A 26680-nucleotide genomic window follows, 5' to 3' on the forward strand; every position below is an offset into this window, starting at 1 on the left:
TCAGATTTTGCAGGCCGGGACGCGCACCACTCCCCTGGCTGCGAATACGGCCACGCCGCGAAGCAGGAGAGCCAGGCGCGGATACTCGTCTCAATGCTCGAGGTGGAGTCGAATCCGGGAGGTAGGTCTTGAACCTTGTTGAGCAGGTTTCGCGCACCGCAACCGAACAAATTGCGGGCCAGTCGGCAAGACCCGCCGACGCAGCATACCCGCCCCGGCAGAAACGCGTGATTGCCGTCGTCGCCAGCTTGACGGCATCTCTCGTGATCTTTCGGCTCGAATTGCTGAGACGGATGGTCGCCGCCGGCCATGACGTCATCGCCTTCGCTCCCGAAAACGACCAGCGAGTGGAGCGGGAGCTCGCTGAAATCGGTGTTCGCTTCGTTCGCATTCCGATGGCCCGGACCGGTCTTAACCCGCTTGAAGACATCCGCACCTTTTGGTCGCTGCGGCAACACTTCAAGCGGCTGAAGCCGGACATGGTCCTTCCCTATACGATGAAGCCGATCATCTATGCGGGCCTCGCCGCCCGGACGCTCGGAATCAAGGAGCGGTGTTTCCTCGTCACGGGTCTCGGCCACGTCTTCTCCGACGCCGGCGGTCGCTCGTTCAAAGCTTTGGCCGTTCGCCAGCTATGCGTCCGGCTATATCGATCGGCGCTCAAGCGCGCGAGGGTTGTGTTTGTCTATAACGACGCCGATGCCGAGGACATTCGCCGCTACCGGATGCTTGGAGACGGCATATCGCCGACGATGATTTCAGGATCCGGCGTCGATTTGAAGCATTTCGCCTACGCGCGAGCGCCCCGCGGCGGGCTTGTCTTCCTCATGATTGCACGGTTGCTGCGCGACAAAGGCGTCGTCGAATATATCGAAGCCGCGCGGATCGTGCGGCGCACTTTTCCTGAAGCCAGGTTCCAGCTGCTCGGCCATTTCGATTGCAATCCGACGGCAATCTCGCGCGAGGAAATCGAAGGCTGGGTGGGCGAAGGGATCCTCGAATATCTCGGCACCACCAATGACGTGCGGCCCTGTCTGTCAGCCTGCAATGTTTTCGTCCTGCCTTCCTACTACCGGGAAGGTATTCCCCGGAGCATCCTCGAGGCGCTGGCGATCGGAAGGCCGGTGATTACGACGGACCTGCCGGGCTGCCGCGACACGGTGCAGCCGGGTGTGAACGGCATGACGGTGAAGCCGCTCGACATCGTCGCGCTCGCCGATGCGATGGCGTCCTTTGCCCGCGATCCGGACTTGGCGGAAAAGATGGGCAAGCGCTCGCGGGAGCTCGCGGAGACCAAATTCGACGTGCACATGATCAATCGGACGCTGTTCGCCGGCATGCGCTTAACCGAGTGACGCGAGTTCCATGACGCAGTTGATCTACCCGTTGAGAGACGCATGGGCATCGCCGAACACAGAGCCGCCGCGATGATGATGCATGTCATTACCAACTTCACCGCCAGCGCCGGCGCCGAGACCATGCTGGCGCGTCTCCTGCGCGGTGCGACCGACGAGCGCATCATCGTCGTTTCGCTCATCGGCGTGTCGGATCGCAATCGCAATCTCGCCAACAATCCGAGAGTTATCTATGTGCCGCTGGCGGCCGGCTCCCTCGCCGCCCTTCCGGGCGCAGTCCTCAGGCTCGCGCAACTCATCCGCAAGGAGCGGCCTGACGCAATCCTGTGCTGGATGTACCACGCGATGATCGCCGGCATGATCGCCGCGCGCATGGCCAGGTGTGAAGCACCGGTTTACTGGAACATTCGCCAGTCCCTGGATGATCCCGCTTCGCTTACGCGCAGTTCACGCCTCGCAATTGCGGGCGCAAAGCTGCTGTCGAACCAACCGGCCGGCATCATCTACAACAGCACGCGCGCCCTGGAGCTACATCGGGCTTACGGCTATGTAAACCGGAACATGGTTGTCATTCCGAACGGCTTCGAGTTGCCGCGGATCGGTCCCCCAGAGGCGACAACCGCCCGCCGGATCGGCATCGTCGGTCGATTTCATCCGCAGAAGGATCACGGCACATTCTTCAAAGCCGTGGCCGCTGTTCGCGACACGCATCCGCACGCACTCTTTTCTGCGGCGGGCAATGGGGTTTCCCGCGACAACCGCGCTGTCGTCGACCTGATGGCGGAAGCGGGTTTGCCGGAACATGCCGTCGATCTCAAGGGTGAGATCTCCGACATGCCTTCCTACTACCGCAGCATCGACGCCTTGGTGCTGTCTTCGAGGACCGAGGGTTTTCCCAACGTGATTGCAGAAGCGATGAGCTATGCCAAGCCGATCGTCACGACGGACGTCGGCGATGCCGCCGCCGTCGCGGGAAAGGCCGGCATTGCCGTACCTGCACGCAACCCCGAGGCACTCGCCAAGGCGATCCGCGAAATCCTTGACCTCTCGCCGACCGAATATGCCCGCTATGCGCGCACCGCCCGAGAGCGGGTCGAAAACGAGTATGCGATCAATGCGATCAGGGAAAAATATGCAGAGTTTCTAATGCATTAAAGCAGACTCTCGCATGCAATCATCGTCCATCGATTCATTGCATTTCCCGGTAAAATTGCTGAATCTTAAAGAAATGATGTTCGCTTTTCCCGTCTTGAGCGCAGTTGAGGAGCGTTGAAATATTCTAAGATAAGTAGTATCATTAACTTTTCCACTGTAAAATACTGCGTCTTCTGCGTCGATGGGCGTCTTTGAGGCTGGGATCACTTTTGCGCCCCATTCTCAAATTATCGGCCCTCCTGCAACAGCTAGGAGATGATGATGATTTTTAAAGGAACCAGTCTGTCCGACACGATCCGCGGCGCTCTCAGCGACGACGAGCTTTGGGGCTATGCCGGCGATGACTATCTCGACGGCGGAGCAGGCAACGACAAGATCTTCGGCGGCCTTGGTAACGATTACATTGTCGGCGGCGACGGCGACGACTATGCCGAGGGTGACGACGGAAACGATCGCTTTGCCGGCGGCTTGGGTAACGACACACTCAAGGGCGGACTAGGAAACGACATCTTTGACGGCGGCGATGGCAGCGACATCCTGGATGGCGGCGACGGCCATGACCAAATCCTTGGCGGCCGCGGACACGACAAGATCTTTGGCGGCGCAGGCGAGGAATACATCGATGCGGGCGAGGGTGATGATATCATCTACGCCGGCTCAGGAAATGACGGGTTCAACAATCGCGTAAATCCGGCGACCGGAAAGGTCACGCAGCAGGCGGTCGGCGGCGGCGCCGGCAATGACAAGATCTACGGTGAAGAGGGCAACGACGTTCTCAAAGGCCAGTCCGGCAATGACCGGGTCGATGGCGGCATCGGCGATGACATCGTTGATGGTGGCGATGGGAACAACTACCTGGACGGCGGGGACGGGAATGACATTCTCGACTCGGAAACCGGCATAGACGAGGCCCATGGCGGAGCCGGCGCTGACAGGATCGAGGTCGGCGCCGGGAACGATCTCGCGTACGGGGACGCCGGCAATGATGCCATCTCGGGCGAAGCCGGGGACGACGCCCTCGACGGTGGCATCGGCAACGACACCGTTTTTGGTGGTGATGGCAACGACACGGTTCGCGGCGATGCGGGGAGCGACGTTCTCCTTGGCGAAGCTGGAAGCGATATCCTATGGGGCGGAGCGGATTCCGACCGCTTCGTCTTCAAGGCGACGCCGGCGCTTAGTGGCCAAGACACCGTCATGGATTTCCAGGATGGCGTCGATTTCCTGGTTATCGAAAAACTCGGGGTTACCCAGTATTCCAGCTCCGGCGCCAATGGGACCGTGTATGCCTACGACACCTCCGGCGGCGACGTGCTGATAAAGGGTCACGACTCTGCCGGTCACGCGTTTTCGATTCTCGTGGACGACCCCAACGGCACCCTCAGCGCCGCCAATTTTTCGAGAAGCGACTTCCTCTTCGCCTGATGCAGATCGGCAGGAAGCTCTGAACAACAGGAAAATTCGGAAAAGCGGTACGCTTGAACGGGAAGTCGCCACACGGCGACTTCCCGTTCGCCGTTCAGGGCCTCACCCGGTCCTCGCCTCAGCTTCGAGCGGAGCACTATTCTTGACTGCTGGCGCTCTGGAAGTCCGAAAATCCTGTCTCTGCTTTCCATGCTTCAATGCCTTGGCGGAAAGAGCGCGGGATGTATCCTAACTGGTCGACCGCCTTTGCCACGTTCAAAGCAGCAAAACCCATCATGGTCTCATCCGACCTCGCGCCTTCAACGTTGACGAGATCCGGGTCCGCTCCAAGCGCGTCGGCGATGATTTCCGCCGCTTCCAGCGACCTGCAGGCCTGGCCGCTGCCCGCATTAAATATCCCCGCCTGTTCCTTCTCGACCGCCGCCAGAGCAAGCGAGATGACGTCGTCGACGTAGACAAGATCGACGCGATATCGTCCCCCATCCCGTATGGCCACAGGGCGCCCACTCCCGAGCGTGCGGATGAACGTCGGTATCATCCCCGAGCCATGCATACCGGGACCATAAACGGATGCGAGGCGAAGCACCGTTACCGGCATGGTGTTTGCCGTTCCGAAAGCCAGCAGGCAAATTTCCGCCGAGAGCTTGCTCGCCAGGTAATAACTGGCGCGATACACGGGAAAGGCGGCGCTTGTCTCCGACGCCGACTCGGAAGCGGGCGTGTAAACCTGTCCCGATCCGAAAAAAACAAACCGCTTCACGCCCTGCGAGGCGGCATCCATCGCGAGCCGCAAGGCACCGTTGGTGTTGACCTCGAAGCATCTCGCGGCCTGACGCGGATCGCCGAAATCGGCTGGAATATAAGCGGCAAGATGGAAAACCGCGTCCGCTTGCGTCACCGCCGGCAATGGGTCACCAATCGCCCATTTTTCGATCTGCAAACGAGAGCTTTTTCTCCACGTCACACGATCCGGGTCGCGTGCAAGGGCGATGACCTGGTACCCTTTTGAAAGTGCCTGACCGATCAGTCTCGAAGCGATAAACCCTGTCGCGCCGGTAACAACGAGCTGCATCTGTGTCGAACCTCGCCTTCCCGTGCTGGCCGCCTAGACTTCTTCCTGCAGCCGCCCGGTGGCCGTGATCAATTCGCCGGGTCTCACGACGGTCTCCGACCAGTGCCGCAAAATCGTCACAGGCATGATGTCCGGCTGCTCGACTGGCTCGCCAAAAAGGATATGCCGGATCGACATCTCCACCTCGTTGAACCCTGCATGGATCCGGACTGCCGTGGTGCCTGAAAACCGCGCATTGATCTCGAAAACGCGGGGAACGCCATCGTCCAGACGAAACTGAAAGTTCGCCGGACCATAGGCGCCAAGAGCGTCGGCTGCCTCTGCCATTGCCTTGTTCAAGGCCGGAAAGGGCTCGGCAAAGGCCCTGTAGGTGTTGCCATCCCGAAGGTCTCTTCGCATGACGATTGTCGCGCGGCATTTTCCATCGAAGGTCAGCGTGCCGGCGGTATACTCGGTCGCGTCCGAGCCGACATATTTCTGGATAACGATGTCGGGCTGCTCGGCTATGGCTTGCCTCAACTGCTCCCGGTTGCGCACGACGCTGAAGCCGATCGACCTGGCGCCGACCCGGGGCTTGACGACGAGCGGAAAGCCGCACCGTTCGATCAGCGTCTCCTCATCACCCGGCAAACACGAAGGAACGAACCCCAGTCTCCGCTCCCGGAGGAACTCGGAGGTGAGCCATTTGTCGTTCGCGATCGAGACCACATGCGGCGAACTGATGATCACCTTGGTTCCGTAGGCCCTCTCGATCATCTCGCGGTTCGCTGCAAGGATTGGCAGCTCCACATCGGTCCCGGGGATGAGGATGTCGGGCCGCTCGGCACGCAGCAGCTCGCCCAGCCTGTCGAGATATTCAGGGTCCTTCGCCATCGGGACGAGGTAGGCGACATCGCCCCAGTACAGGCCGGCCGAGAGCGGGCTCGGGTCGCCGACGATTATCGTCGCCTTCAGGGTCGAACGCCGCAAGGCGCGAATGATGCCTTGCCCAAGGAGGGCGCCTGCACCCGTGATGAACACCTTCATGATCGCCCTACCCCCAGTTCAATGAGCTGATCCCTGCAGCGGCCCAATTCGCTCAACTTGTGCGCATCAGAACCGATCGAAACAAACGGGTTGACCTCTTCGCACAAGGCCAGAAATGCCGGCATATCGACGAGATACGAGGAGTTGATCTCGATCGCGATCCCCCGCTCGAGCGTCGCCGTCATCAACGCGCGAAAATATGACTCCGGAAACCGGCCATGCCGCCTCAGGCTCATGCCACCCGGGTGACCAAGCACGTCGATCGGCGCACTTGCGATCATTCCCATCGACAGCCGGAATTCGATTTCGGACGTCTCATCGAATGACAGTTGTTTGAAATCCAGATAACCGCCGTGGCCGTCCGGGAATCGGTGAACGACGCCGAGAACGATGTCGCACGCGTCAAGCACGGACTGCGACACATCCAGCCGGCCATTGTCGTCGATGGCTTTCGTTTCACAGCCGACATAGACGCGCAAATCATCGAACCGGCGCGCAGCGGAGAGAATCTCGGCCTTGAAGTCAGGAAACCACGAGGTGTCTTCTCGGACGTGCTCCGTGAAGGCAAGCTCAGCGAGACCGCGCTGCTTGGCCGTTTGCAGGATCTCAAGCGCCGTCGCCTGCCCATCGGTCCAGCTGGTGTGGACCTGCAGCTCGACATTCAAGTGCTCTCGGCTGAGATCCCGAAAACGACAGAACACAGGCTTGCCGATGCGCGTTTTCCCTTGCCCGTCCATGCTTTACCGTGCCCTTCGCCAAATACTCCCGGTAGACGTACCAAACTGTCGATTCTGCGGCCAAATGCGCGGGAGACCACGTGCCTTCAGCATTGGACAGGCGGAGCGGTGGACATGTCCGCCCAGGCGATGAAATGCGGGTTTGCAAAGTCGCTATCGCTGTCCTGCCTCGTCTTGCCATAGAGCAGGCGCGAGCCATCCAACCGCACCACCGATCCGCCCGCGGCCTTCAGCACCGCATCGCCGGCCGCCGTGTCCCACTCCATCGTTCGGCCAAAACGCGGATAGACGTCGGCCTTGCCTTCGGCGAGCAGGCAGAACTTCAGCGAAGACCCGACCGACGCAAAGTCGGTCACGCCGTGACCGGCTAGGAACGCCTCGGTCTCGAAACTTCCGTGCGAGCGGCTGGCAACGGCTGTCAGCGCGGCGCCGCGCGTCCGCACCCGGATCGCCTGCCTCTGCTCGACCTTCCAATCTTGGCAAAGGAGAAGCTTTTGCGCCCGGCCAGCATCGGCGACATAGGCGCAGCGCTGCGCAGGCGCATAGACTATGCCCGCGATCGGCACATTCCCCTCGATGAGAGCGATGTTGACGGTGAAGTCGTTGCGTCGGTTGATGAACTCCTTCGTCCCGTCGAGCGGGTCGACCAGAAAGAAGCAGCCGCTGCTGATGTCGGGAACGCGACCCGACGCCACCGCCTCTTCGGCAACGACGGGAGTGTGCGGAAAGGCGGCCGCCAGCCTGTCGAGGATGATGGCTTCGGCTCGTTCGTCCGCCTCGGTGACGGGCGACTGGTCGTCCTTGTAGGAAACATTGGGGCCGGCGTCATAAACATCGAGAATCGCCGCTCCGGCGTCGAGCGCAATGCGTTCAAGCACTTCGCAAAGGGGCGTCATTTGTCCTCCATCAGCCGGTCGAGGAATTCCTCGATCTCAAGCGCCAGATCGATCGGCTCATGGCCGACCGTCCGCAGATGCAATTCCGGATTCTCCGGGGCCTCATAGGGCGAGGACACGCCGGTGAAGTTCGCGATCTTGCCGGCGAGTGCCTTCTCGTAGAGCCCTTTCGGATCGCGCCGCGCACACTCATCGAGCGGGGTATCGACGAATATCTCGATGAACTCGCGCTCGTCCATCAGTTCTCGCGCCATGCGGCGTTCGTCGCGGAACGGAGAAATGAAGGAGACGAGCACGATCAGGCCGGCATCGGCCATGAGTTTGGCGACCTCGGCCACGCGACGAATGTTCTCGACGCGATCCTCCTCGGTAAAGCCGAGGTCCCGATTGAGCCCGTGGCGCACGTTGTCGCCGTCGAGCAGATAGGTGTGCTTGCCGCGCGCATGCAGGATCCGGTCCAGCGTGTTCGCGATCGTCGACTTGCCGGAGCCCGAAAGGCCGGTGAACCAAAGCACGGCAGGGCGCTGGTTCTTCATCGCGCTGCGCGCGCCCTTGTTCACCTCGAGCGCATGCCAATGAACGTTGTCGGCGCGGCGCAGCGGGAAGTCGATCATCCCGGCGCCGACGGTTGCGTTCGTCACCCGGTCGACAAAGATGAAATTGCCTGTCGACCGGTTGTCCTTGTAGGCATCGAAGGCGATCGGCGTCTGCGTCGAGATGTTGCACACGCCCACTTCGTTCATCTGCAGCGACTTCGCCGCCTCGCGGATGAAGCTGTTGATGTTGACCTGGTGCTTGAGCGTCGTGACCGTCGCGCTGACGCTGTCGGTCTCGGTCCTGAGGATATAGCTGCGCCCGGGCATCATCGCATTGGCGTCGAACCAGATAACATGCGCCTGGAACTGGTCCGCCACGAATGGTCGCGAGCCGGGGGCGACGAGCATGTTGCCGCGCGAGGCGTCGACTTCGTCCGAAAGCATGAGCGTTACAGCCTCGCCCTCCCCCGCCGTCTTGAGGTTGCCGTCATAGGTGACGATCGCCTTGACCGATGAGCGTTGCCCGGATTTCGCGACGACCACCGGATCGCCGACCGAGATCCTGCCGGACGCAACCTGTCCGGCATAGCCGCGGAAATCCGCATTCGGCCGCATGACCATTTGGACCGGGAAACGGAACGGCTTCTCCCGATCGGTCGGGTCGAGTTCAACCGTCTCCAGATAATCAAGCAGAGCCGGCCCCTTGTACCAGGGCGTGTTCGCGGAAGCCGAGATGACATTGTCGCCGTAACGGGCGGAAATTGGGATCGGCCGGATACTGGCAAAGCCGAGTTCCTTGGCAAAGACCAGGTAGTCTTCGACGATCTCGTCGAATACCTGCTGGCGGAAATCGACCAGGTCGATCTTGTTGACCGCCAGCACGACATGCCGGATGCCGAGCAGCGAGGCGATATATGAATGGCGCCGCGTCTGCTGCAGAATACCCTGGCGGCTGTCGATCAGGATGATGGCGAGATCCGCGGTCGAAGCGCCGGTCACCATGTTGCGCGTATATTCCTCGTGGCCGGGCGTATCGGCGACGATGAACTTGCGCTTCGACGTGGCGAAATAGCGGTAGGCGACATCAATTGTGATGCCCTGTTCACGTTCGGCCTCGAGCCCATCGAGAAGCAGGGCCAGATCGATCTCCTTCCCGTTGGCGGCGCCTGGACTGCCCACGCGGCCGAGATTTGCCAACTGATCCTCGAAGATCAGCTTCGCATCGTAAAGCAAGCGTCCGATCAGGGTCGACTTGCCGTCGTCGACAGAGCCGCAGGTGATGAATCTCAGGATCGACTTGTTGTCGTGCTCGGCCAGATGCGCCTCGATGTCATGCGGCGGCATGGTTTGAAGATACGACATCAGAAGTACCCCTCCCGCTTCTTTTTCTCCATCGCCCCGACCTCGTCCGTGTCGATCAGGCGACTCTGCCGTTCGGACGTGCGAACCGTCAGCATTTCCCGCAATATGTCCGGAAGCGTGGCAGCCTCGGATTCAACCGCCCCGGTCAGTGGATAGCAGCCAAGCGTGCGGAAACGCACTAGGCGCTCCTCGACCGCCTCGTCGGGCTGGATCGGCATGCGGTGATCATCCACCATGATCAGCATGCCGTCGCGCTTCACCACCGGCCGCCGGGCTGCGAAATAGAGCGGCACGATCGGTATGTTCTCGCGCAGGATATACTGCCAGATGTCGAACTCGGTCCAATTGGAAAGCGGGAAGACCCGCATCGTCTCGCCCTGGCCGACCCGCGTGTTGTAGGTCTTCCACATCTCGGGGCGCTGGCGCTTGGGGTCCCAGCCGTGCTGGGCGCTGCGGATGGAGAAGATGCGCTCCTTGGCCCGCGACTTCTCCTCGTCGCGCCGTGCTCCTGCGAGCGCCGCGTCGAACCCGTATTTCTCCAGCGCCTGCCTGAGCGCCATCGTCTTCATGACGTGGGTATGGATATTGGATCCGTGCGTGAACGGCCCAATGCCCTGATCGATCCCGTCCTGATTGACATGCACCAGAAGGTTGAACCCAAGCTCGCGTGCCATCCGGTCGCGAAACTCGATCATCTCCCGGAACTTCCATTTGGTGTCCACATGGAGAAAGGGAAAGGGCGGCTTGGCCGGATAGAACGCCTTCATCGCCAAGTGCAGCAAGACCGATGAGTCCTTGCCAATGGAGTAAAGCACGACCGGGTTGGAAAACGTTGCAACGACTTCTCGAATAACATGAATTGCTTCGGCTTCAAGCCGCCGAAGATGGGGAAGAGACATGTCGCAATCCCTCTGATTTTAAATAATATAAATTCTTGTATGCGATAAAAAAGTTGCCGCCGCCACGGGTTTGCAGGCGCGACCAAATAATGAGTCCAGCAGATAAACATTGTCCCGCCGACTAGGCGGCATTTAAGCGCCATATTGCTATTATTTCAAGTAATAATAGCAATCCTGCTCTTCGCGAGGCGGGTGCGAGACGTCGGCCTCGTCCTGTTCCAGTCAGACCGCACCCGCCGTGCGTGTCTTCAGGATCGCGGAAAAACGAGGATCGAAAGTCCGGCTGATCGGCTCGGCAGCGGCACCGATGGCCACCGCCCAGGGATCCGTAAAGCCCAGTTGCAGGCGCGGCATGTTGCGTGCGCGATGCTCGGCGATCGAAGGCAGCAACGGATGGATGGCCTCGATCAGCAGGCGGGCGAGGCCCGGCGGCATGCCGCCACACAGGATGATGGTTTGCGGATCAAAAATGCTCTCCAGCGCCTGAACAGCCGCCCGCAGCTCGAAGGACACGTCGCCGACCCATGCGGTGACGCGTGCGTCCGGTGCGCCGGCGCTCTCGTCGATCCGGCAATAAAGATCGGGATCGGCGGGATCGAGACCAAGGATCTTGCTGAGCGATGCAATCGAAGCGCGGTGTTCGAGCGGGGCACGCTCAATGCCGGAAGCCGCGCGCGGCTGGCTCAAGATCATGCCGATCTCGCCGGCATTGCCGTTGGCGCCGCGATAGAGCTCGCCGTTGAGGATCAGCCCGGCCCCGAGGCCATAGCCAAGATAGATGCAGATCGCCTGATCGACCCCGTGCGCCGCGCCAACCATCTTCTCGGCCGTCGCGGCCGCGGCTGCATCGTTCTGCAAGCGCACGTCAAGACCGGTGCCAACTGACAGTGTTTCCAGGAGAGGGAAATTCTGCCAGGCCGCCATCATCCAGGGATCGTCAGCGTCCGCATCGATGCCGAACGGCCCGGGCATCGCCACGCCGAGGCCGACGAAGCGATCCTCGGATTCAGGCGCGATCGCCGCCAGGTCACGACGGGTCCTGGCGATCAAATCCAGGATGGTCTTAACTCCCGTCTCCGGGCCACCGGCAGGCAGGTTCGCCTCGCCCCGCGCGAGCACGGTGCCGACCAGATCGACCGCGATCGTACGCGTGACGTGCCGGTCGATCTGCAGGCCGATCGCGAAGGCGCCTTCGGGGACCAGACGATAGGGCGTTGACGGCTGCCCCCGGCCCCTGCGCACGGCGGCGAGGGACGTAACCAGGCCGTCGCTTTCGAGCTCCTCGATGATGTTTGAAACGGTCTGCTTGGTAAGCGCCGTCGCCCGCGCCAGATCGGCGCGCGACAATTGCCCATTCAACCGCAAGGCATCGATCATCACGCGGCGATTGTGCGCGCTGGTCCCCTCCTGATTGGTCCCGCTCTTGGCCCGGATGGAGCGCATCTCGTTCATCCACAAATCCCGCTTGACACTGTTAGAATATTGGCGAAGAAATAAGTCAAGACAATTGACTTAATAGGAGGTCGCAAGAAACCTCGGGGGAACGAAGGCGGCGGTGCTATGCTGCCGCAAACGCTCCGATTGATTTGTCGACGGCCGCCGCGTTCGCGGCGGGGTTCACCGCATCCGGCGCGCCGATGAGCGCCCGGAGCTGAAAGATCGGTTATGGAGGCAACAATGTTGAAATCCACGCGCAACGCATTGCTTGGCGCCGCCCTTGTCGGAATATCCTTCAGCGACCAGGCCTATGCGGAAACGACGCTGAACGCGCTATTCATGGCTCAGGCCGCCTATAGCGAGGCCGATGTCCGCGCCATGACGGAGGCCTTCACCAAGGCGAATCCGGATATAAAGGTCAACCTCGAATTCGTCCCCTATGAAGGGCTGCATGACAAGACCGTGCTGGCGCAGGGCTCCGGCGGCGGTTACGACGTCGTTCTCTTTGATGTCATCTGGCCGGCCGAATACGCCACCAACAAGGTGCTCGTCGATGTCACCGACCGCATCACCGACGAGATGAAGAAAGGCGTCCTGCCGGGCGCCTGGACCACGGTCGAATATGATGGCAAGCGCTATGGCATGCCGTGGATCCTCGACACCAAATATCTCTTCTACAACAAGGAGATCCTGGAAAAGGCCGGCATCACCGCACCACCGAAGACCTGGGACGAGCTTGCCGAACAGGCAAAGACGATCAAGGACAAGGGACTGCTCGCAACACCGATCGCCTGGAGCTGGTCGCAAGCCGAAGCCGCGATCTGCGATTACACGACGCTGGTCAGCGCCTATGGCGGCAAGTTCATCGACGGCGGCAAGCCCGCCTTTACCACCGGCGGCGGTCTCGATGCGCTGAACTACATGGTGACGAGCTACACCTCCGGGCTCACAAATCCGAACTCCAAGGAATTCCTTGAGGAGGATGTGCGCAAGGTGTTCCAGAACGGCGAGGCCGCCTTCGCGCTCAACTGGACCTATATGTACAGCCTTGCCAACGATCCCAAGGAAAGCAAGGTGGCCGGCAAGGTCGGCGTCGTGCCGGCTCCGGGCGTCGCCGGCAAGAGCGAGGTTTCGGCCGTCAACGGTTCGATGGGCCTCGGCATCACCTCGACCAGCCAGCATCCGGAAGAGGCATGGAAATACATCGTCCACATGACCTCGCAGCCGACGCAGAACGCGTATGCGAAGCTCAGCCTGCCGATCTGGGCCTCGTCCTACGAGGACGCCAGCGTGACGAAAGGCCAGGAAGAGCTGATCGCGGCGGCCAAGCTTGGCCTCGCGGCCATGTATCCGCGGCCGACGACGCCGAAGTATCAGGAGCTTTCGACTGCCCTGCAACAGGCAATCCAGGAGGCGCTGCTCGGCCAGACTTCCGCCGAAGACGCCTTGAAGACGGCTGCCGAGAACAGCGGCCTCTGAGAAGGCCAGCGTCACGTTCCGGGCCGGTCGCTCGGAACGTGACCTACACCTGCGGCCTCCTGGAAGCCCTCGGCACAACCGAAACATATGAATCGCATGAAACGGCCCTGACGGCCGCAAGGGTCTTCATCCGATGCCCGGTACCTGGATAACAACACGCGCGTGGCTCCTGATGCTGCCGCTGCTCGTGGTCATGATCGCCGTCATCGGCTGGCCATTGGTCGATACGGTGCGGCTCTCCTTCACCGATGCGAAACTCGTCGGCACTGCTGGCGGTTTCGTCGGCCTCGACAACTACGCAAAAATGGTCGGCGGGTCGAACTTCCAGCGGGCGCTGATCACAACCACATGGTTTGCGGTCGTGTCCGTCGCCGCCGAAATGGTGCTGGGCGTGCTCGCCGCGCTCCTGCTCAACCAGCAATTTCGCGGACGCACGGCGCTCAGAGCCTTGATGATCCTGCCTTGGGCGCTGCCGACGGTGGTCAACGCCACGCTCTGGCGGTTGATTTACAATCCGGAATACGGCGCCCTCAATGCGGCGCTCACGCAGCTCGGCCTTCTCGACAGCTATCGCTCGTGGCTCGGCGAGCCAGGTCTGGCATTGGCGGCGCTGATCGTCGCCGATTGCTGGAAGAATTTTCCGCTGGTGGCGCTGATCGCGCTCGCTGCACTTCAGGCGGTCCCCCGCGACATCGCTGCGGCTGCACTTGTCGACGGCGCGGGCCCGCTCAATCGCTTTCGCTACGTGATCATGCCCTATCTCGCAGGCCCGCTGCTGGTGGCGCTGGTGCTGCGCACGATCGAGGCCTTCAAGGTCTTCGACATCATCTGGGTGATGACGCGCGGCGGACCGGCAAACAGCACGCGCACGCTCTCGATCCTCGTCTATCAGGAGGCCTTCTCCTTCCAACGGGCGGGTTCCGGCGCATCGCTCGCGCTCATCGTCACGCTGCTCGTGACCATTCTCGCGGTTGCCTATGCGGCGCTGCTTCGCAAGGCGGCGGGAGCATCGTGATGGAACGCCAGAACCGGCTCTTCACCGCCTTCGTCTATCTGAGCGCGCTGCTGCTTACGATCGTCATCCTGGCGCCACTCGCCTGGCTCTTCGTCATGAGCATCTCGTCGGCCGCCGACCTTGCCGCCAAGCCGCTCAACTGGTGGCCGGACGAGATCGATCTTTCGCGCTACCGCGCCCTGCTGTCGACGATCGAGAACAGCGCCGGCGCCGCCTTCGTCGCCTCGCTGCTCAACAGCCTGAAGGTCGCCGGCATGGCGACACTCGCCGCGGTTACCGTCGCCATTCCCGCCGCCTGGGCGGTGTCGCGCACGGCCACGGTCTCCTGGTCACTCTATGCGGTGATCGCCACCTATATGTTGCCGCCCGTCGCGCTCGCGGTGCCGCTCTATATGGGGCTTGCCTATTTCGGCCTGCTCAACTCGGTGTTCGGATTGGCGCTCGTCTATCTCACCATCCTCGCACCCTTCACCACCTGGCTCTTGAAATCGGGCTTCGATTCGATACCGAGGGAGATTGAAAGCGCCGCGATGATCGACGGCGCACGGCTCGACCAGATCCTGCGGCTGCTGACCCTTCCGCTTGCCGCCCCGGTGATGGCGACCTCCGCGCTCTTTGCCTTCCTGCTCGCCTGGGACGAATTCTTCTACGCGCTGCTCTTCACCTCCGACCTGCGCGCCAAGACGCTGACTGTCGCCATAGCGGACCTCGCCGGCGGCCATGTCTCCGACTACGGATTGATCGCCACCGCCGGTGTGCTTGCCGCCCTGCCCCCGGTGCTGATCGGTCTTGTCATGCAACGGGCCCTGATTTCCGGGCTCACCAGCGGCGGCGTCAAAGGATGATCATGAAGGCTTCCAAGCAAAGGCCCGCCGGGCTCATCGCGATCGACAAGGAAATGGCGCGCCAGCATGCCGATGCCATCGCCTCCTATGAACAGTCGGCTGCTCTGGCGCGGAAAATTGCCGGGTCGCTGAGATCGACAGGCCGCCTCCTGCTCCTGGGCATGGGCGGCTCGCATGCGGTCGGGCGCGCCGTCGAGCCGCTCTATCGGGCACTCGGCATCGAAGCCGTGGCAATCCCGCTTTCCGAACAGCTCGGCCAGCCGTTGCCAATCGAGGGGAAGACCATTCTCATCACCTCGCAATCGGGCGAAAGCGCCGAGGTGCTGCGCTGGTTCAAGGAGACCAATGGCGGCGCGGCCGATACGTTCGGACTGACGCTGGAAGGCAATTCCTTTCTGGCGCGCACCGCGCCATCGCTCATCGGCGCCGGCGGCACGGAGCAGGCGTTTGCCGCGACCCGCAGCCTGACGATCAGTTTCGCGCTGCATCTTTCAGTCCTGGCCGCCCTCGGCGAGGATCCGGCCGGCGCGCTTCACGCACTTCGCGAGCCGGAAGCCCCGGCGATCGACGAAGCGCTTGCCGCACTCGCCGGCGCGCGCGCGGTGGTCACCTCTGGCCGCAGGTTGCAGGGCCTTGCCGAGGCGATCGCGCTCGGACTTACCGAGCTGTCGCGCCTTCCCTGCTTCTCGCTAGAAGGCGGACAGCTTCGCCACGGCCCGATGGAAATGCTCGGCCCGCCTGTCGGGGTCGTACTCTTCCGCGCCAGCGACCCGACGGCAGGTCTCGTGGCCGCGATGGCGACTTCCGCTGCAGAAGCGGGCTCTCCCGTGATCGTCTTCGATGCTTCCGGCGAAGCGCCGGTCGAAGGAGTCGTGACCATCCGTTTCGAGCGCGCCGCAGGTCTGGCGGCCGTTTTCGCCATCCTGCCCGTCGCACAGTCGCTGATGCTCGCCTTCGCGGATGCGCGCGTCGACAATGCCGGCACCCCAGTGCGCTCCACCAAGATCACCCGGAGCGAATGACGCCATGCGCCCGCTTGCAGCCATCGGCAACGTCAACATCGACCTGATCCTCGGTCCGGCCGAGCCGTGGCCGAAGGCCGGCACGGAAATCATCGTCGATCATGACGAGCTGCGCGTCGGCGGCTGCGCCGGCAACAGCGCGCTTGCCTGGGACTCGCTCGGCGTCGACTACGCGATTGCCGCGAATGTCGGCAATGACCAGTTCGGCACCTGGCTGAAGGAGGCCTTCGGCGTGCGCGCGCGGGAATGGCCGGTCGAAACAGTGGGCACGACGCTATCGGTCGGGATCACCCACCCGGACGGCGAGCGCACATTCTTCACCACGCGCGGCCACCTGCCGCTCTTCAGCTTCGACGAAGTTCGCACGATGCTGGACGGCGAGCGCCTTCGCGACGGCTTTGCGCTGCTTGCGGGCTCGTTCCTGACCGACGCCCTGACGCACGCCTATGACGAATTATTTGACTGGGCGGATGCACATGACATTGCGGTCGCGCTCGACACTGGCTGGCCGCTCGACGGCTGGACCGAGGCGAACAAGCGCAAGACCCTCGACTGGCTGAAGCGCTGCCATTGCGCGCTCTTCAACGAGGTCGAGACAACCACGCTGACCGGCGAGACTGACCCCCGCGAGGCCGCCCGTCAGCTGAAGGCAGAGATGCCGTCCGAAGCGATCGTCGTCGTCAAGCGGGGGGCCCATGGTGCGCTTGCCCTCGACAAGACCGGCGCGGAATATTCGGTTCCCGCGCCTCGTGTCGACGTCGTCGACACGATCGGCGCCGGCGATGTCTTCAATGCCGGCTTCCTGGCCGCGCTTGCCGCCGATTTGCCGCTCGAAACCTGCCTGAGGGTCGGCGTCACCGTCGCCTCCGAGGCGATCTCCACGCTGCCGCGCAGCTATGGCAACCCCCTTTCGGCCTTCCTTGAGGAGACCAGGAAATGAGCGCACTCGAAATCCGCGACATCCACAAGCGCTACGGCGAGGTGGAGACGCTGAAAGGCATCGACATCGCGCTTGAAAGCGGCGAGTTCCTGGTGCTCCTCGGCTCCTCCGGCTGCGGCAAGTCCACCCTCCTGAACATCATCGCCGGGCTTGCGGAGCCAAGCCGCGGCGACATCCGCATCGGCGAACGCTCGATCCTGGGCCTGCATCCAAAGGACAGGGACATCGCCATGGTGTTCCAGTCCTACGCGCTCTATCCGAACTTGAGCGTCGCCCGCAACATCGGCTTCGGCCTTGAGATGCGCAAGGTGCCGGCGGCCGAGCGCGAAACGGCGGTGCGCGAGACGGCACGGCTTCTTCAGATCGAAAATCTTCTCGACCGCAAGCCGAGCCAGCTTTCCGGCGGCCAGCGCCAGCGCGTTGCAATCGGGCGGGCGCTAGTGCGCAATCCGCAGGTCTTTCTTTTCGACGAGCCGCTGTCGAACCTCGACGCAAAGCTGCGCATGGAGATGCGCACCGAACTGAAGCGGCTGCATCAGATGCTGAAGACGACCATCGTCTACGTGACCCACGACCAGATCGAGGCGATGACGCTTGCGACCCGCATTGCCGTCATGCGCGACGGCCGCATCGAACAACTCGGCACGCCGGAGGAAATCTACGACCGGCCGGCATCGCTCTACGTCGCCGGTTTCGTCGGTTCGCCGCCGATGAACATTCTCGACGCGGAAGTGGCTGACAAGGCTCTGAAGATAAGCGGCTCCGAGGAGACGCTTCCGCTGCCCGCAGTTCTCAGAAGTGCCGCGGCGGCGGGCCGGCGCGTCAAGATCGGCATACGGCCGGAGGCGCTGCGGCTCGCAAGCGCCGACGCGCCGGGCGTCCACATCAAGGCGCACGTCGAGGTCATGGAACTGACGGGACCGGAGCTGGTCACGACGGCAAAGCTCGGCGAACAGACGATCACCGCCTGCCTTCCGCCGCGCACGCGTTTTGGCGCCGGGTCACAGCAACTCTTCTCCTTCGATGAGGCGGCGCTGCATCTCTTCGATCCCGAAACGGGCGCTCGTTGCTGACGGCGTGAGAACCGTCGAGACCGTCGGCAATAATGGCGGTCTGCAACGAACCTGGACTTTAATAGCCGGTGGCTGCCCGGGCTGCTGTCCGAACCGGCGGTCCGTCCTGGCTATAGCCAAGCTTCTCGGAAAGTTCCGCCGCCGCACCAATCAATACGCGAAGATAAGCATCACGATTGCGCAAGCCGTCTTCCTTGGGAGCGACGAGGCAGAGCGTCGCGATGCAAATTCCTTCAGCGTCGTACACCGGCACGGCAAAGCAATGGGTAAAGCTGTCGACGATGCTGTTGAAGGTGAAATAGCCGTCCTTCTTGGCTTCCCGGACCTGGCCGATGAAATCGGATGGATCGAGGCGCTTGCCCGTCGGCAGCACGAAATCTTCGGCCGGAATGAAATCCAGTATCTGCTCGTCGCTCATGTGGTCGACCAGCAGACGACCAGACGCGGTCCACGGAATGGCGACCGGCTCGCCGATATTGGTGGAGATGCGGAAGGGGCGGCTTCCCTCGTTCATCAGAACGACGGCATATTTGTTGCCTTCCAGTTGGCACATCTGCGCGGTCTCCCGCGTCTCCTCGGCGATCCTCGCCAACAGATGTTCGCACTCGCGCATAAGATCGAATTGCTCGGCGTAGGCCGCACCGAGGAAATAGAGCTTGCGCCCGAGAAAGACACGGCCATCTTCGCCCCGATACTCGATTACGCCCTGCCGGATCAGCAGGTTGACGAGCTCGTAGACGGAAGAGCGCGGGGCGCCGATACCCTGGGCGATTTCGTTCGGGCGCAGGGGCTGGCGTTGCAGGCGCAAAAAGTCGAGGATTTCGAATGCCCGGTCGAGACCCCGTGCCCTCCGGTTGACCGTATCTACCGCATCAGCCATAGCCATTCTCCTGCGGTCCCGGAGCGCGAGTGAAAACCATGCGGGCAGAAATCCGCACTCACTTCACCCGCTCCGCAAACCCGACGCCAAGTTCACCTCATTTAGCCTTGTAGGCGACGCAGTCAACTTCGACCTTGCAGTCGACCATCATGCGTGACTGTACGCAGGCGCGTGCCGGCGGGTTCTCACCGAAGTATTGCGCGTAGATCCCATTAAAGCTCCAGAAGTCGCGCGGGTCATCGAGCCAGACGCCGACACGCACGACGTCTTCAACGCCGTAGCCCGCCTCATGCAGGATCGCGATCATGTTTTCGATCGCCTTGCGGCTTTCGGCAATGATGCCGCCGTCGATGATCTCGCCGGCCTCAATGGCGACCTGTCCCGAGACGTATAGCCAACCGTCTGCCTCGACGGCGCGTGCAAATGGCAAAGCCTGCTTTCCCGCACCGGTTTCGCCCGTTCCATAACGCTTAATCGTCACAGCACTTCACTCCAATTCTGCATTTCGATTATCGGTCTCCGGTTGAACCGGCCCTTCAGTTGAACGATGAAGTTTTCAGAAAATCTGTCAGGCGCTCGGTCTTCGGTTTCAGGAACATCTCGCGCGGATTGCCTTCTTCGCCGATGCGGCCCTGATTCATGAAGATTACCCGCGACGAAACCTCGTAGGCGAAGCGCATCTCATGGGTGACGAGGAGCATGCTCATCCCGTCCTCGGCGAGCCCCTTGATCACTTGCAGCACTTCGTTGACCAATTCAGGGTCCAGCGCCGAAGTGACCTCGTCGAAGAGCATCAGCTTCGGGTTCATCGCGATGGCGCGAGCGATTGCTACGCGCTGCTGCTGGCCGCCGGAAAGCTGACCAGGATAATGATCCTTGCGCGATAGCAGCCCGACGCGGTCAAGCCACTTCTCCGCGATCGCCTTCGCCTCGTCACGGCTCATCCTCTTGACCTTGACCAGGCCGAGCGCGACGTTGCCGGCGGCAGTCATATGCGGGAAAAGGTTGAACTGTTGAAAGGCCATACCGGTGAGTGCGCGTTGGCGTGCGATATCCTTTTCCCGCTTGCGGCGGCGGACGCCGTTCACCATCTCATAGCCGATTTCCTCGCCGTCGATGCTGATCGTCCCGCCCTGGAACTCCTCCAGCATGTTGATGCAGCGAAGCATTGTCGTTTTGCCGGAGCCGCTCGAGCCGATGATGCTGATCACCTCACCCTGCCGCATGGTGCAGTCGACGCCCTTCAGTACTTCAACCGTGCCGTAGCGCTTGTGAAGATCGCGGATTTCAAGAAGATTGTTGGTCATCGGATGCGAAGCCTCACGACGGAACAGCGGTCTTGCGCTCGACATAGCGACCGAAGCGCTCGATGCTGTAGTTGATGACAAAATAGAGAAAGCCCGCGAAAAAATAGAATTCGAGGCTCATGAAAGTGCGAGAGATTAGCTCCTGCGTACGCAGCAGCAATTCGCCGACGCCGATGATCGAGAGCAGCGTCGACGCCTTGACCATCTCGGCTGCCGTATTGACCCAGGCAGGCAGCGCCTGGCGCAATGCCTGGGGCCCAAGCACATAAGCGAAGGTCTGCGAGAACGTGAGCCCGATCGCTTTTGCAGCCTCCGTCTGTCCCTTGGGAATCGACTGCAATGCACCGCGCACCAGCTCGCCAACATGCGAACTGCAGAAGACGGCGAGCGCAAGGATGCCCGCCTGGAACGGTCCGAGTTCAACGCCGACGGTGCTCAGCACGTAATAGCTCGCCAGCACCAGTACCAGGACCGGCGTGCCGCGGATGAAGTCGGTATAGCCGCGCACCAGCCATTGCATCGGCTTGTAGCCATAGGTCAGCGCCAGCCCGACGAAAATGCCGAGCACAGTGCCGACCGCGATCGACAGGAAGGATATGGAAATCGACACGCCGAGCCCCTTGATGAGCGGCAGCCGGGCAAGCCAGAGTTGATCGAGAAATGCGAAATCCATGATGGTCACCTCGGAACGGCCAGACGCCGCTCGACGACACGCATCAGCGCGGCAAGGAGCGAACAGGTTGCGACATAGAGGCAGCTCGCCACGATCCAGGTCTCGATGACCCGAAAGGTCTCGACATTGATCTTGCGTGCCTCGAACGTGAGTTCCGGTACGGCGATTGCCGCAGCGAGCGAGGTGTCCTTGAAAAGCGAGATCATGGTGCTGCCAAGCGACGGCAGGACGTTGCGCAGCATCAGGGGGATGATGATCGAGGTGCGGATCTGCATCTCCGTCAGCCCAATCGCAAGGCCCGCCTCGCGCTGGCCGGGCGGCACGGCGATGAGGCCCCCACGGAACACCTCGGCAAGATAGGCGCCGGAGTAGATCGCCAGCGTCAACACAAAGCTTTCGATCTTGCCGAGGCGGACACCAAGTTCCGGAAGAGCGAAATAGCTGAAAAGAACGAGGACGAGGATCGGCGTGTTACGGATGATCGTGACATAGAGTCCGGCAGGTTTGCGCAACGCGACAGTCTTGGAAACGAGCCCGAAAGCCGCAATCAATCCGATGACGCAACCGGCAAGGATTGCCGCGAAGGCGAGGCCGAGACTGAGCGCAAGTCCTTCCAGAAGAAGGTCGAACGAGCGCCAGACGGCCGCGAAATTCAGTGAGTAAGTCATGCGCGCCAGCCATTATTGAAAGCAGGGCGAGAGGCAGCCCCGCTGGGGCCGCCTCGGCGAAGGGTTCATTTGTATTCGACCGGGAAACCGATCTGCGGCGTGGTCAGATCCTTGCCGAACCAGGTCTTGAACGACTTGGCATAGAAGTCGAATTCGACGCCTGTCATCGCCTCGTGCAATGCCGTGTTGACGAAGTTCAACCAGTCTTGGTCGCCGCGCTTGACGCCACAGGCGTAGGTCTGCGGATTCCAGCCATAACCGGCATCCTTATAGCGCTCCGGGTTCTGGGTCATGTACCAGGCAAGCGAGGACTGGTCGGTGGCGGCAGCATCGGCACGTCCCGATTCAAGCGCCTGATAGATCAGGTCAACAGATTCATACTGATCGACCGTTGCCTCCGGCAGGGCGGCGTGGACCATATCCTCGGCATAGACGTTCTGCAGCACCGAAATCGTGACCGAGGAACCAGCCTCCTTGAGCGCCTTGTAGTCGGCATACTTGCCGTCCGCCTTCAGCATCAGGCCCACGCCTTCGCGATAATAAGGAATGGTGAAGGCGATCTGCTGGGCGCGCTCGCCCGTGACCGTCATGAATTGGCAGGTGATGTCGACCTTGTTGGTGGTGATGTTCGGAATACGGGCATCGGACGACTGATTGACGAATTCGATCTTCTCCGGATCCCCGAACAGCGCCTTGGCGATAATGCGGCCCATATCGACGTCGAAGCCCTGCAGCTTGTCGTCGGCGCTTTTGAAGTGCCAAGGCGCATTCGTGCTGCCGGTTCCGAGCACCAGATGGCCGCGCGCAAGCACTTCGTCGAGTTTGCTTGTCGGCTGCTGCGCGAAGGCCGGCGCCGCTGCCAGTGTGGCGATTATGAGGCCCGCAGTCGCATGAAATGTCTTGATCATCGGAGATCTCCCCTTTGTCAGTTCCCGGTGATTTTCTGTTATCCAATATAATGGACATGCGTCCTGAATACCGGATTGACCTATCAAATGCCTTGGGTCATAACTTGTCAAGCCGGATCGGCTAAGTTCGCCGCCCATCCGCCGTTGTCTGAGAGAGGAAGCCAGCCGTATGACCCTGCCGATCGAAACGCCCGCGGTGCTGGTCGATATCGAGATCGCCCGCCGCAATATTCGCGCGTTCCAGGACTACGCGAATCGCCACGGCATTCGGGTGCGGCCGCACATAAAGACGCACAAGCTTCCGCAGATGGCCGAACTGCAGCTTGAGGCCGGAGCGATCGGCATAACCTGCCAGAAAGTCACCGAGGCGGAGGCGATGGTCGAGGGCAGCGCGCAGATCAAAGATGTGCTGATCACCTACAACATCCTCGGAGCGGAGAAGCTCGCGCGCCTCGCTGAGCTCAACAAACGCGTCATCCTCAGCGTGGTCGCCGACAACCCGACCGTAATCGACGGCCTGTCGGCCCGCTTCGCCCGCGAAAACGAACCGCTGACCGTGCTTGTCGAATGCAACACCGGCGCCGATCGTTGCGGCGTGGCGACACCGGCCGAGGCCGCGAGCCTCGCCCGGCGCATAGCCGATGCACCCGGATTGCACTTCGGCGGGCTGATGACCTATCCGCCAGTCGGCGGAACGGAGCGCGTTCAAGCCTTCATGAGCGAGGCGAAGCGGCTGATCGAAGCGGACGGCATCGACGTGCCGACCGTCACATCCGGCGGCACACCGAACATGATGGAGGCGGCCGGCGCGTCGGTCGCGACCGAGCACCGTCCGGGAACCTACATCTACAACGATCGCTCGCTCGTTGCCCGCGGTGTCGCGACGTGGGACAATTGCGCGCTGACGGTGCTTGCAACGGTGGTCTCGGTTCCCGCCGAAAACAGGGCGATCATCGACGCCGGCAGCAAGGTCCTGACCTCCGACCTTCTCGGTCTTTCCGGCTACGGCCACGTTCTCGGGCGCGATGACATCAGGATCGACCAGCTTTCGGAAGAGCACGGCAGGCTCGTCTCCGACGGTCCGATCAGCTTGAAGGTCGGCGACAAGTTGCGCATCGTCCCGAACCACGCCTGCGTGGTGACCAACATGGTCGACGCGGTGCATATCGTCGAAGGCAATGAGGTGAAGTCGATCTGGCCCATCGTCGCGCGCGGCCGCGTTCTCTGAGCGTTCGCGGCGTGCCCGCCCAAGAGGCCTGTCAGCCAATTCGCGACGCGAGAAGCTTGTCGATGCGCATGCCGTCCATGTCGACGACTTCGAAGCGCCAGCCCTCGAAATCGAAGCTCTCGCCCACATGCGGGAGATGGCCGAGCACCTGAAGCGCAAAGCCGGCGATCGTGTGGAAGTCGCCCTCCGGCCGATCGTGGAATCCCAGCCTCTCGAAAGCGTCATGAGCGGCCATCATGCCCTCGATCAGCATGCTGCCGTCCTCGCGCACGATGATATCCGGCTCGACGGCTTCCGTGTCCGGCAGGTCGCCGGCAATCGCCTCCAGCAGGTCGGTCTGGGTGACAATCCCCTCGAGGCTCCCGTACTCGTCAATGATCGCGGCCAACCGGACGGGGGCGCTCTTGAACTTCTCGAGCACACGGAAGACGGCTGTCGACTCATGCAGGATCAACGGCTCCCGAATAATGCTGAGGACGTCAAGCGGTTGCTGATCGAGCAACTGGTCAAGCAGGTCCTTCTTGAGCACCATGCCCAACGGATAGTCGATGTTGCCCCGGCCGATCAGGAGCTGCTCGTGGTGACATTCCCTGATCGTCCTCAGGATCTCTTCCTGGCTGTCGTCGGCGTCGATCCAGTCGACCTCGATCCGCGGCGTCATGATGTCGGAAATCCTTCGGTCGCCGATGCTGAATATCCGCTCCACCAGTTCCTGCTGGGCGGCATCGAGAAGTCCGGCCTCCTGGCTTTCGGCGACAAGGAGCTTCAGCTCCGTCGGGGAATGCAGCGATGCCTCGCCGGCACCTGGTCGCAGACCGATCAATCGAAGCACGAGATTGCCGAGGCCGTTGAGGGCGAGGATCGCGGGGCGCAGCAGGAAGAGAAACAGCGCGAGCGGGCGGACGACGGCGAGCGCCGTGCCCTCGCTTCGCTGCAAGGCGAGGCTCTTCGGTGCCAGTTCGCCGAGCACGATATGCAGCGCAGTGATGATGACGAACGAAACCGCGACGGAAATGGCGTGTGATCCGACTGATGCCCAGGCCGCGGGCAAGACCGTCAGCAACGGCTCGACGAGATGGGCGAGCGCCGGTTCACCGACCCATCCCAGTGCCAGGGACGATATCGTGATCCCAAGCTGGGTGGCCGCCAGGTTGGCATCGAGATTTTCGACGGCATGCTGGAGCGCGCTCGCATTCATGCGCTTTTGCGCTACCAGTTCAGCCACGCGGCTGCGGCGGACGGAAACGAGCGAAAACTCGGCAGCGACGAAGAAGCCGTTCGCACCGACAAGCAGAAACACGGCCAATACCCCGAGAAAATCGAGAATACTGCCATCGGAACCGGACATGATCTCCCTTCGGGCGGTAACGCCTCGGACTGTTGAAGGTCACCAAGCGTATCACGCTCTTGCCGCCGGAGGCAGACGAGATATCCGCGTGTCGTGGGTTTGGATGGATGGACGAACGCGGCCAAAAACACCCGGGCCGCGCACGGGCATCCCTTTCGATTTCACACTAGATTTGCACCCGGGAACTTTTCTAGGATACATGGACGGCCGCTTCGCGCCTTATCATCACCGATACCTGCCTCCCCACTCATGGGACACTACCCGATGCCAAAGACATTTCTCTCGATCGGCGAATGCATGATCGAACTTTCACAGGCCGGCGACGGCCATCTCAAGAAGGGTTTCGCGGGCGATAGCTTCAATACGGCGTGGTATGCCCGCGCCTTTCTCGGCAACGACTGGCGGGTAAGCTACTTCACGGCACTTGGAACAGACAGGCTTTCCGACGAAATGCTCTCCTTCATGAACGGCGCCGGCATCGCCAGCGATCATGTGCGCCGCATCGAGGGGCGCAATCCCGGCATGTACATGATCCACCTGAAGGACGGCGAGCGCAGCTTTCAATACTGGCGGGACACATCGGCGGCAAAGCTGCTGGCCGAAGATGGAGACCGACTGCGCGCGGCAATCGATGACGCCGCGCTCGTCTATTTCTCCGGCATCACGCTTGCGATCCTCTCGCCCGGCGATCGGAGCCGCCTGCTTGCGGAGATCCGCCGGGCGCGCGAGTTGGGAAAGACCGTCGCGTTCGATCCGAATCTGCGGCCACGGCTTTGGGAAAACACCGAGACGATGTGTGCTGCGGTTTCCGACGGCGCTCGCGTGGCAACAATGATCTTCCCGAGCTTCGACGACGAGCACAGTCATTTTGGGGACGCCAATCCCGAAGCAACGGCGAAGCGCTACCGCGATCTCGGAGCGGAGCTTGTCGCGGTCAAGGACGGCGAGAACGGGATTAGGATCATGAGCGCCGGCCCGGTAACGCATGTTCCTGCCCATCCTGCAAACCCTGTCAGGGACACGACCAGCGCCGGCGACAGCTTCAACGGGGCGTTTTTGGCTATGCACCTCAGGGGACAGCCCTGTCGCGACGCCGCGGCCTTCGCCGCAAAGGTCGCTGCACGCGTCATCGAGCAGCCCGGCGCCCTCATCGGAACGGACCATCTACCGCAACCAGACGCTGCCTGATCTGCGATAGCCTGGCGGCGGAGGCGAATCCGGCGGCTTTGGATATATGGCACCTTCCTAATATGCTGTGCTATTTTGCGGCCGCGCCCAACCGCAGGAGAACCAAGCGAGAAAAGAATTTCCGCAAAGACCCGATTGACGACAGGACATTTCACGAAAGGGGGACAGAGCGTCATAAGTTTGCGTTGAGATAGTCGATTAAATTG

At 61.6% G+C, this 26680-nt stretch carries 25 protein-coding genes; 11 read left to right on the forward strand and 14 right to left on the reverse strand.

All coding sequences use genetic code 11. The annotated features are described in order from the left end of the window. Positions 1 to 128: 128 nt before the first annotated feature. The 3 genes from GHK62_RS14635 to GHK62_RS14645 all read left to right on the forward strand — a co-directional run bounded on the left by GHK62_RS14635 (position 129) and on the right by GHK62_RS14645 (position 3935). A complete protein-coding gene (locus GHK62_RS14635) occupies positions 129 to 1355 on the forward strand; it encodes a glycosyltransferase family 4 protein (RefSeq protein WP_153439878.1) in 1227 nt (408 codons plus the stop codon). A 72-nt stretch (positions 1356 to 1427) separates the two neighbouring features. Beyond that, entirely contained in the window at positions 1428 to 2510 is a 1083-nt protein-coding gene (locus tag GHK62_RS14640) for a glycosyltransferase (protein ID WP_153440042.1), read from the forward strand. A gap of 261 nt (positions 2511 to 2771) precedes the next feature. Then, positions 2772 to 3935, forward strand: coding sequence for a calcium-binding protein (locus GHK62_RS14645; RefSeq protein WP_153439879.1), 1164 nt, complete (start codon positions 2772 to 2774; stop codon positions 3933 to 3935). A gap of 136 nt (positions 3936 to 4071) precedes the next feature. Here the strand turns inward: GHK62_RS14645 and GHK62_RS14650 are convergent, their stop codons facing one another. From GHK62_RS14650 to GHK62_RS14680, 7 genes are all read right to left on the reverse strand, one after another. Then, positions 4072 to 5007, reverse strand: coding sequence for an NAD-dependent epimerase/dehydratase family protein (locus tag GHK62_RS14650; protein WP_153439880.1), 936 nt, complete (start codon positions 5005 to 5007; stop codon positions 4072 to 4074). A gap of 33 nt (positions 5008 to 5040) precedes the next feature. Next, positions 5041 to 6033: an ATP-grasp domain-containing protein gene (locus tag GHK62_RS14655; protein ID WP_153439881.1), complete on the reverse strand. Its 993-nt coding sequence runs from the start codon at positions 6031 to 6033 to the stop codon at positions 5041 to 5043. After that, a complete protein-coding gene (locus tag GHK62_RS14660; protein WP_153439882.1) occupies positions 6030 to 6770 on the reverse strand; it encodes a PHP domain-containing protein in 741 nt (246 codons plus the stop codon). The genes GHK62_RS14655 and GHK62_RS14660 overlap by 4 nt, the downstream gene beginning before the upstream one ends. An 86-nt stretch (positions 6771 to 6856) precedes the next feature. Further along, a complete protein-coding gene (gene cysQ, locus GHK62_RS14665) occupies positions 6857 to 7666 on the reverse strand; it encodes a 3'(2'),5'-bisphosphate nucleotidase CysQ (RefSeq protein WP_153439883.1) in 810 nt (269 codons plus the stop codon). Continuing rightward, positions 7663 to 9564, reverse strand: coding sequence for a bifunctional sulfate adenylyltransferase/adenylyl-sulfate kinase NodQ (gene nodQ / locus GHK62_RS14670; RefSeq protein ID WP_153439884.1), 1902 nt, complete (start codon positions 9562 to 9564; stop codon positions 7663 to 7665). Before nodQ ends, cysQ begins: the two co-directional genes overlap by 4 nt. Further along, complete coding sequence (cysD, locus tag GHK62_RS14675; protein WP_153439885.1) at positions 9564 to 10463, reverse strand: sulfate adenylyltransferase subunit CysD; 900 nt, start codon at positions 10461 to 10463, stop codon at positions 9564 to 9566. Before cysD ends, nodQ begins: the two co-directional genes overlap by 1 nt. Before the next feature lie 222 nt (positions 10464 to 10685). Then, on the reverse strand, positions 10686 to 11915 hold the full coding sequence (locus tag GHK62_RS14680; RefSeq protein WP_153439886.1) for an ROK family transcriptional regulator: 1230 nt from the start codon (positions 11913 to 11915) through the stop codon (positions 10686 to 10688). Positions 11916 to 12140: 225 nt separating this feature from the next. On the opposite strand from GHK62_RS14680, the gene GHK62_RS14685 reads away from it, so the two are divergent. From GHK62_RS14685 to GHK62_RS14710, 6 genes are all read left to right on the forward strand, one after another. Further along, positions 12141 to 13379 carry an extracellular solute-binding protein gene (locus tag GHK62_RS14685; RefSeq protein ID WP_153439887.1) on the forward strand — a complete coding sequence of 413 codons (1239 nt, stop codon included), beginning with the start codon at positions 12141 to 12143 and terminating at the stop codon, positions 13377 to 13379. A 133-nt stretch (positions 13380 to 13512) separates the two neighbouring features. Next, entirely contained in the window at positions 13513 to 14394 is an 882-nt protein-coding gene (locus GHK62_RS14690; RefSeq protein WP_153439888.1) for a carbohydrate ABC transporter permease, read from the forward strand. Then, a complete protein-coding gene (locus GHK62_RS14695; RefSeq protein WP_153439889.1) occupies positions 14394 to 15239 on the forward strand; it encodes a carbohydrate ABC transporter permease in 846 nt (281 codons plus the stop codon). The genes GHK62_RS14690 and GHK62_RS14695 overlap by 1 nt, the downstream gene beginning before the upstream one ends. Continuing rightward, positions 15236 to 16261 (forward strand): SIS domain-containing protein, encoded by a 1026-nt coding sequence (locus GHK62_RS14700; RefSeq protein ID WP_167528254.1) that lies wholly within the window; start codon positions 15236 to 15238, stop codon positions 16259 to 16261. The genes GHK62_RS14695 and GHK62_RS14700 overlap by 4 nt, the downstream gene beginning before the upstream one ends. Before the next feature lie 4 nt (positions 16262 to 16265). Continuing rightward, positions 16266 to 17201: a carbohydrate kinase family protein gene (locus GHK62_RS14705; RefSeq protein WP_153439891.1), complete on the forward strand. Its 936-nt coding sequence runs from the start codon at positions 16266 to 16268 to the stop codon at positions 17199 to 17201. Next, positions 17198 to 18274, forward strand: a complete 1077-nt coding sequence (locus GHK62_RS14710) for an ABC transporter ATP-binding protein (RefSeq protein ID WP_153439892.1) — start codon at positions 17198 to 17200, stop codon at positions 18272 to 18274. The genes GHK62_RS14705 and GHK62_RS14710 overlap by 4 nt, the downstream gene beginning before the upstream one ends. A 58-nt stretch (positions 18275 to 18332) precedes the next feature. Here the strand turns inward: GHK62_RS14710 and GHK62_RS14715 are convergent, their stop codons facing one another. The 6 genes from GHK62_RS14715 to GHK62_RS14740 all read right to left on the reverse strand — a co-directional run bounded on the left by GHK62_RS14715 (position 18333) and on the right by GHK62_RS14740 (position 22710). Next, on the reverse strand, positions 18333 to 19154 hold the full coding sequence (locus tag GHK62_RS14715; RefSeq protein WP_153439893.1) for an IclR family transcriptional regulator: 822 nt from the start codon (positions 19152 to 19154) through the stop codon (positions 18333 to 18335). A 97-nt stretch (positions 19155 to 19251) separates the two neighbouring features. Then, complete coding sequence (locus tag GHK62_RS14720) at positions 19252 to 19635, reverse strand: RidA family protein (RefSeq protein WP_184108602.1); 384 nt, start codon at positions 19633 to 19635, stop codon at positions 19252 to 19254. Positions 19636 to 19690: 55 nt separating this feature from the next. After that, a complete protein-coding gene (locus tag GHK62_RS14725; protein WP_153439894.1) occupies positions 19691 to 20461 on the reverse strand; it encodes an amino acid ABC transporter ATP-binding protein in 771 nt (256 codons plus the stop codon). A gap of 13 nt (positions 20462 to 20474) precedes the next feature. Continuing rightward, positions 20475 to 21134, reverse strand: a complete 660-nt coding sequence (locus tag GHK62_RS14730; RefSeq protein WP_153439895.1) for an amino acid ABC transporter permease — start codon at positions 21132 to 21134, stop codon at positions 20475 to 20477. Positions 21135 to 21139: 5 nt separating this feature from the next. Continuing rightward, positions 21140 to 21802 (reverse strand): amino acid ABC transporter permease, encoded by a 663-nt coding sequence (locus GHK62_RS14735; RefSeq protein ID WP_153439896.1) that lies wholly within the window; start codon positions 21800 to 21802, stop codon positions 21140 to 21142. Positions 21803 to 21867: 65 nt separating this feature from the next. After that, positions 21868 to 22710, reverse strand: a complete 843-nt coding sequence (locus GHK62_RS14740) for a transporter substrate-binding domain-containing protein (protein ID WP_153439897.1) — start codon at positions 22708 to 22710, stop codon at positions 21868 to 21870. Between the two features lie 169 nt (positions 22711 to 22879). Here GHK62_RS14740 and GHK62_RS14745 point away from each other — a divergent pair, with 169 nt between their 5' ends. Then, complete coding sequence (locus GHK62_RS14745) at positions 22880 to 23938, forward strand: D-TA family PLP-dependent enzyme (protein WP_153439898.1); 1059 nt, start codon at positions 22880 to 22882, stop codon at positions 23936 to 23938. 31 nt (positions 23939 to 23969) lie between these two features. On the opposite strand, the gene GHK62_RS14750 is transcribed toward GHK62_RS14745, so the two are convergent. Next, positions 23970 to 25286, reverse strand: coding sequence for a hemolysin family protein (locus tag GHK62_RS14750; protein WP_153439899.1), 1317 nt, complete (start codon positions 25284 to 25286; stop codon positions 23970 to 23972). Positions 25287 to 25550: 264 nt separating this feature from the next. Here GHK62_RS14750 and GHK62_RS14755 point away from each other — a divergent pair, with 264 nt between their 5' ends. After that, complete coding sequence (locus GHK62_RS14755) at positions 25551 to 26474, forward strand: sugar kinase (protein ID WP_153439900.1); 924 nt, start codon at positions 25551 to 25553, stop codon at positions 26472 to 26474. Positions 26475 to 26680: the final 206 nt, after the last annotated feature.

This window comes from Sinorhizobium terangae (genome assembly GCF_009601505.1).
GTDB lineage: Bacteria > Pseudomonadota > Alphaproteobacteria > Rhizobiales > Rhizobiaceae > Sinorhizobium > Sinorhizobium terangae.

Bases quoted from the DNA above. Each gene is read 5' to 3' on its own strand.
- GHK62_RS14640 (WP_153440042.1), top strand. From the start codon at position 1,428: ATGATGATGCATGTCATTACCAACTTCACCGCCAGCGCCGGCGCCGAG.
- GHK62_RS14645 (WP_153439879.1), top strand. From the start codon at position 2,772: ATGATTTTTAAAGGAACCAGTCTGTCCGACACGATCCGCGGCGCTCTC.
- GHK62_RS14650 (WP_153439880.1), bottom strand. From the start codon at position 5,007: ATGCAGCTCGTTGTTACCGGCGCGACAGGGTTTATCGCTTCGAGACTG.
- GHK62_RS14655 (WP_153439881.1), bottom strand. From the start codon at position 6,033: ATGAAGGTGTTCATCACGGGTGCAGGCGCCCTCCTTGGGCAAGGCATC.
- GHK62_RS14660 (WP_153439882.1), bottom strand. From the start codon at position 6,770: ATGGACGGGCAAGGGAAAACGCGCATCGGCAAGCCTGTGTTCTGTCGT.
- cysQ (WP_153439883.1), bottom strand. From the start codon at position 7,666: ATGACGCCCCTTTGCGAAGTGCTTGAACGCATTGCGCTCGACGCCGGA.
- nodQ (WP_153439884.1), bottom strand. From the start codon at position 9,564: ATGTCGTATCTTCAAACCATGCCGCCGCATGACATCGAGGCGCATCTG.
- cysD (WP_153439885.1), bottom strand. From the start codon at position 10,463: ATGTCTCTTCCCCATCTTCGGCGGCTTGAAGCCGAAGCAATTCATGTT.
- GHK62_RS14680 (WP_153439886.1), bottom strand. From the start codon at position 11,915: ATGAACGAGATGCGCTCCATCCGGGCCAAGAGCGGGACCAATCAGGAG.
- GHK62_RS14685 (WP_153439887.1), top strand. From the start codon at position 12,141: ATGTTGAAATCCACGCGCAACGCATTGCTTGGCGCCGCCCTTGTCGGA.
- GHK62_RS14690 (WP_153439888.1), top strand. From the start codon at position 13,513: ATGCCCGGTACCTGGATAACAACACGCGCGTGGCTCCTGATGCTGCCG.
- GHK62_RS14695 (WP_153439889.1), top strand. From the start codon at position 14,394: ATGGAACGCCAGAACCGGCTCTTCACCGCCTTCGTCTATCTGAGCGCG.
- GHK62_RS14700 (WP_167528254.1), top strand. From the start codon at position 15,236: ATGATCATGAAGGCTTCCAAGCAAAGGCCCGCCGGGCTCATCGCGATC.
- GHK62_RS14705 (WP_153439891.1), top strand. From the start codon at position 16,266: ATGCGCCCGCTTGCAGCCATCGGCAACGTCAACATCGACCTGATCCTC.
- GHK62_RS14710 (WP_153439892.1), top strand. From the start codon at position 17,198: ATGAGCGCACTCGAAATCCGCGACATCCACAAGCGCTACGGCGAGGTG.
- GHK62_RS14715 (WP_153439893.1), bottom strand. From the start codon at position 19,154: ATGGCTGATGCGGTAGATACGGTCAACCGGAGGGCACGGGGTCTCGAC.
- GHK62_RS14725 (WP_153439894.1), bottom strand. From the start codon at position 20,461: ATGACCAACAATCTTCTTGAAATCCGCGATCTTCACAAGCGCTACGGC.
- GHK62_RS14730 (WP_153439895.1), bottom strand. From the start codon at position 21,134: ATGGATTTCGCATTTCTCGATCAACTCTGGCTTGCCCGGCTGCCGCTC.
- GHK62_RS14735 (WP_153439896.1), bottom strand. From the start codon at position 21,802: ATGACTTACTCACTGAATTTCGCGGCCGTCTGGCGCTCGTTCGACCTT.
- GHK62_RS14740 (WP_153439897.1), bottom strand. From the start codon at position 22,710: ATGATCAAGACATTTCATGCGACTGCGGGCCTCATAATCGCCACACTG.
- GHK62_RS14745 (WP_153439898.1), top strand. From the start codon at position 22,880: ATGACCCTGCCGATCGAAACGCCCGCGGTGCTGGTCGATATCGAGATC.
- GHK62_RS14750 (WP_153439899.1), bottom strand. From the start codon at position 25,286: ATGTCCGGTTCCGATGGCAGTATTCTCGATTTTCTCGGGGTATTGGCC.
- GHK62_RS14755 (WP_153439900.1), top strand. From the start codon at position 25,551: ATGCCAAAGACATTTCTCTCGATCGGCGAATGCATGATCGAACTTTCA.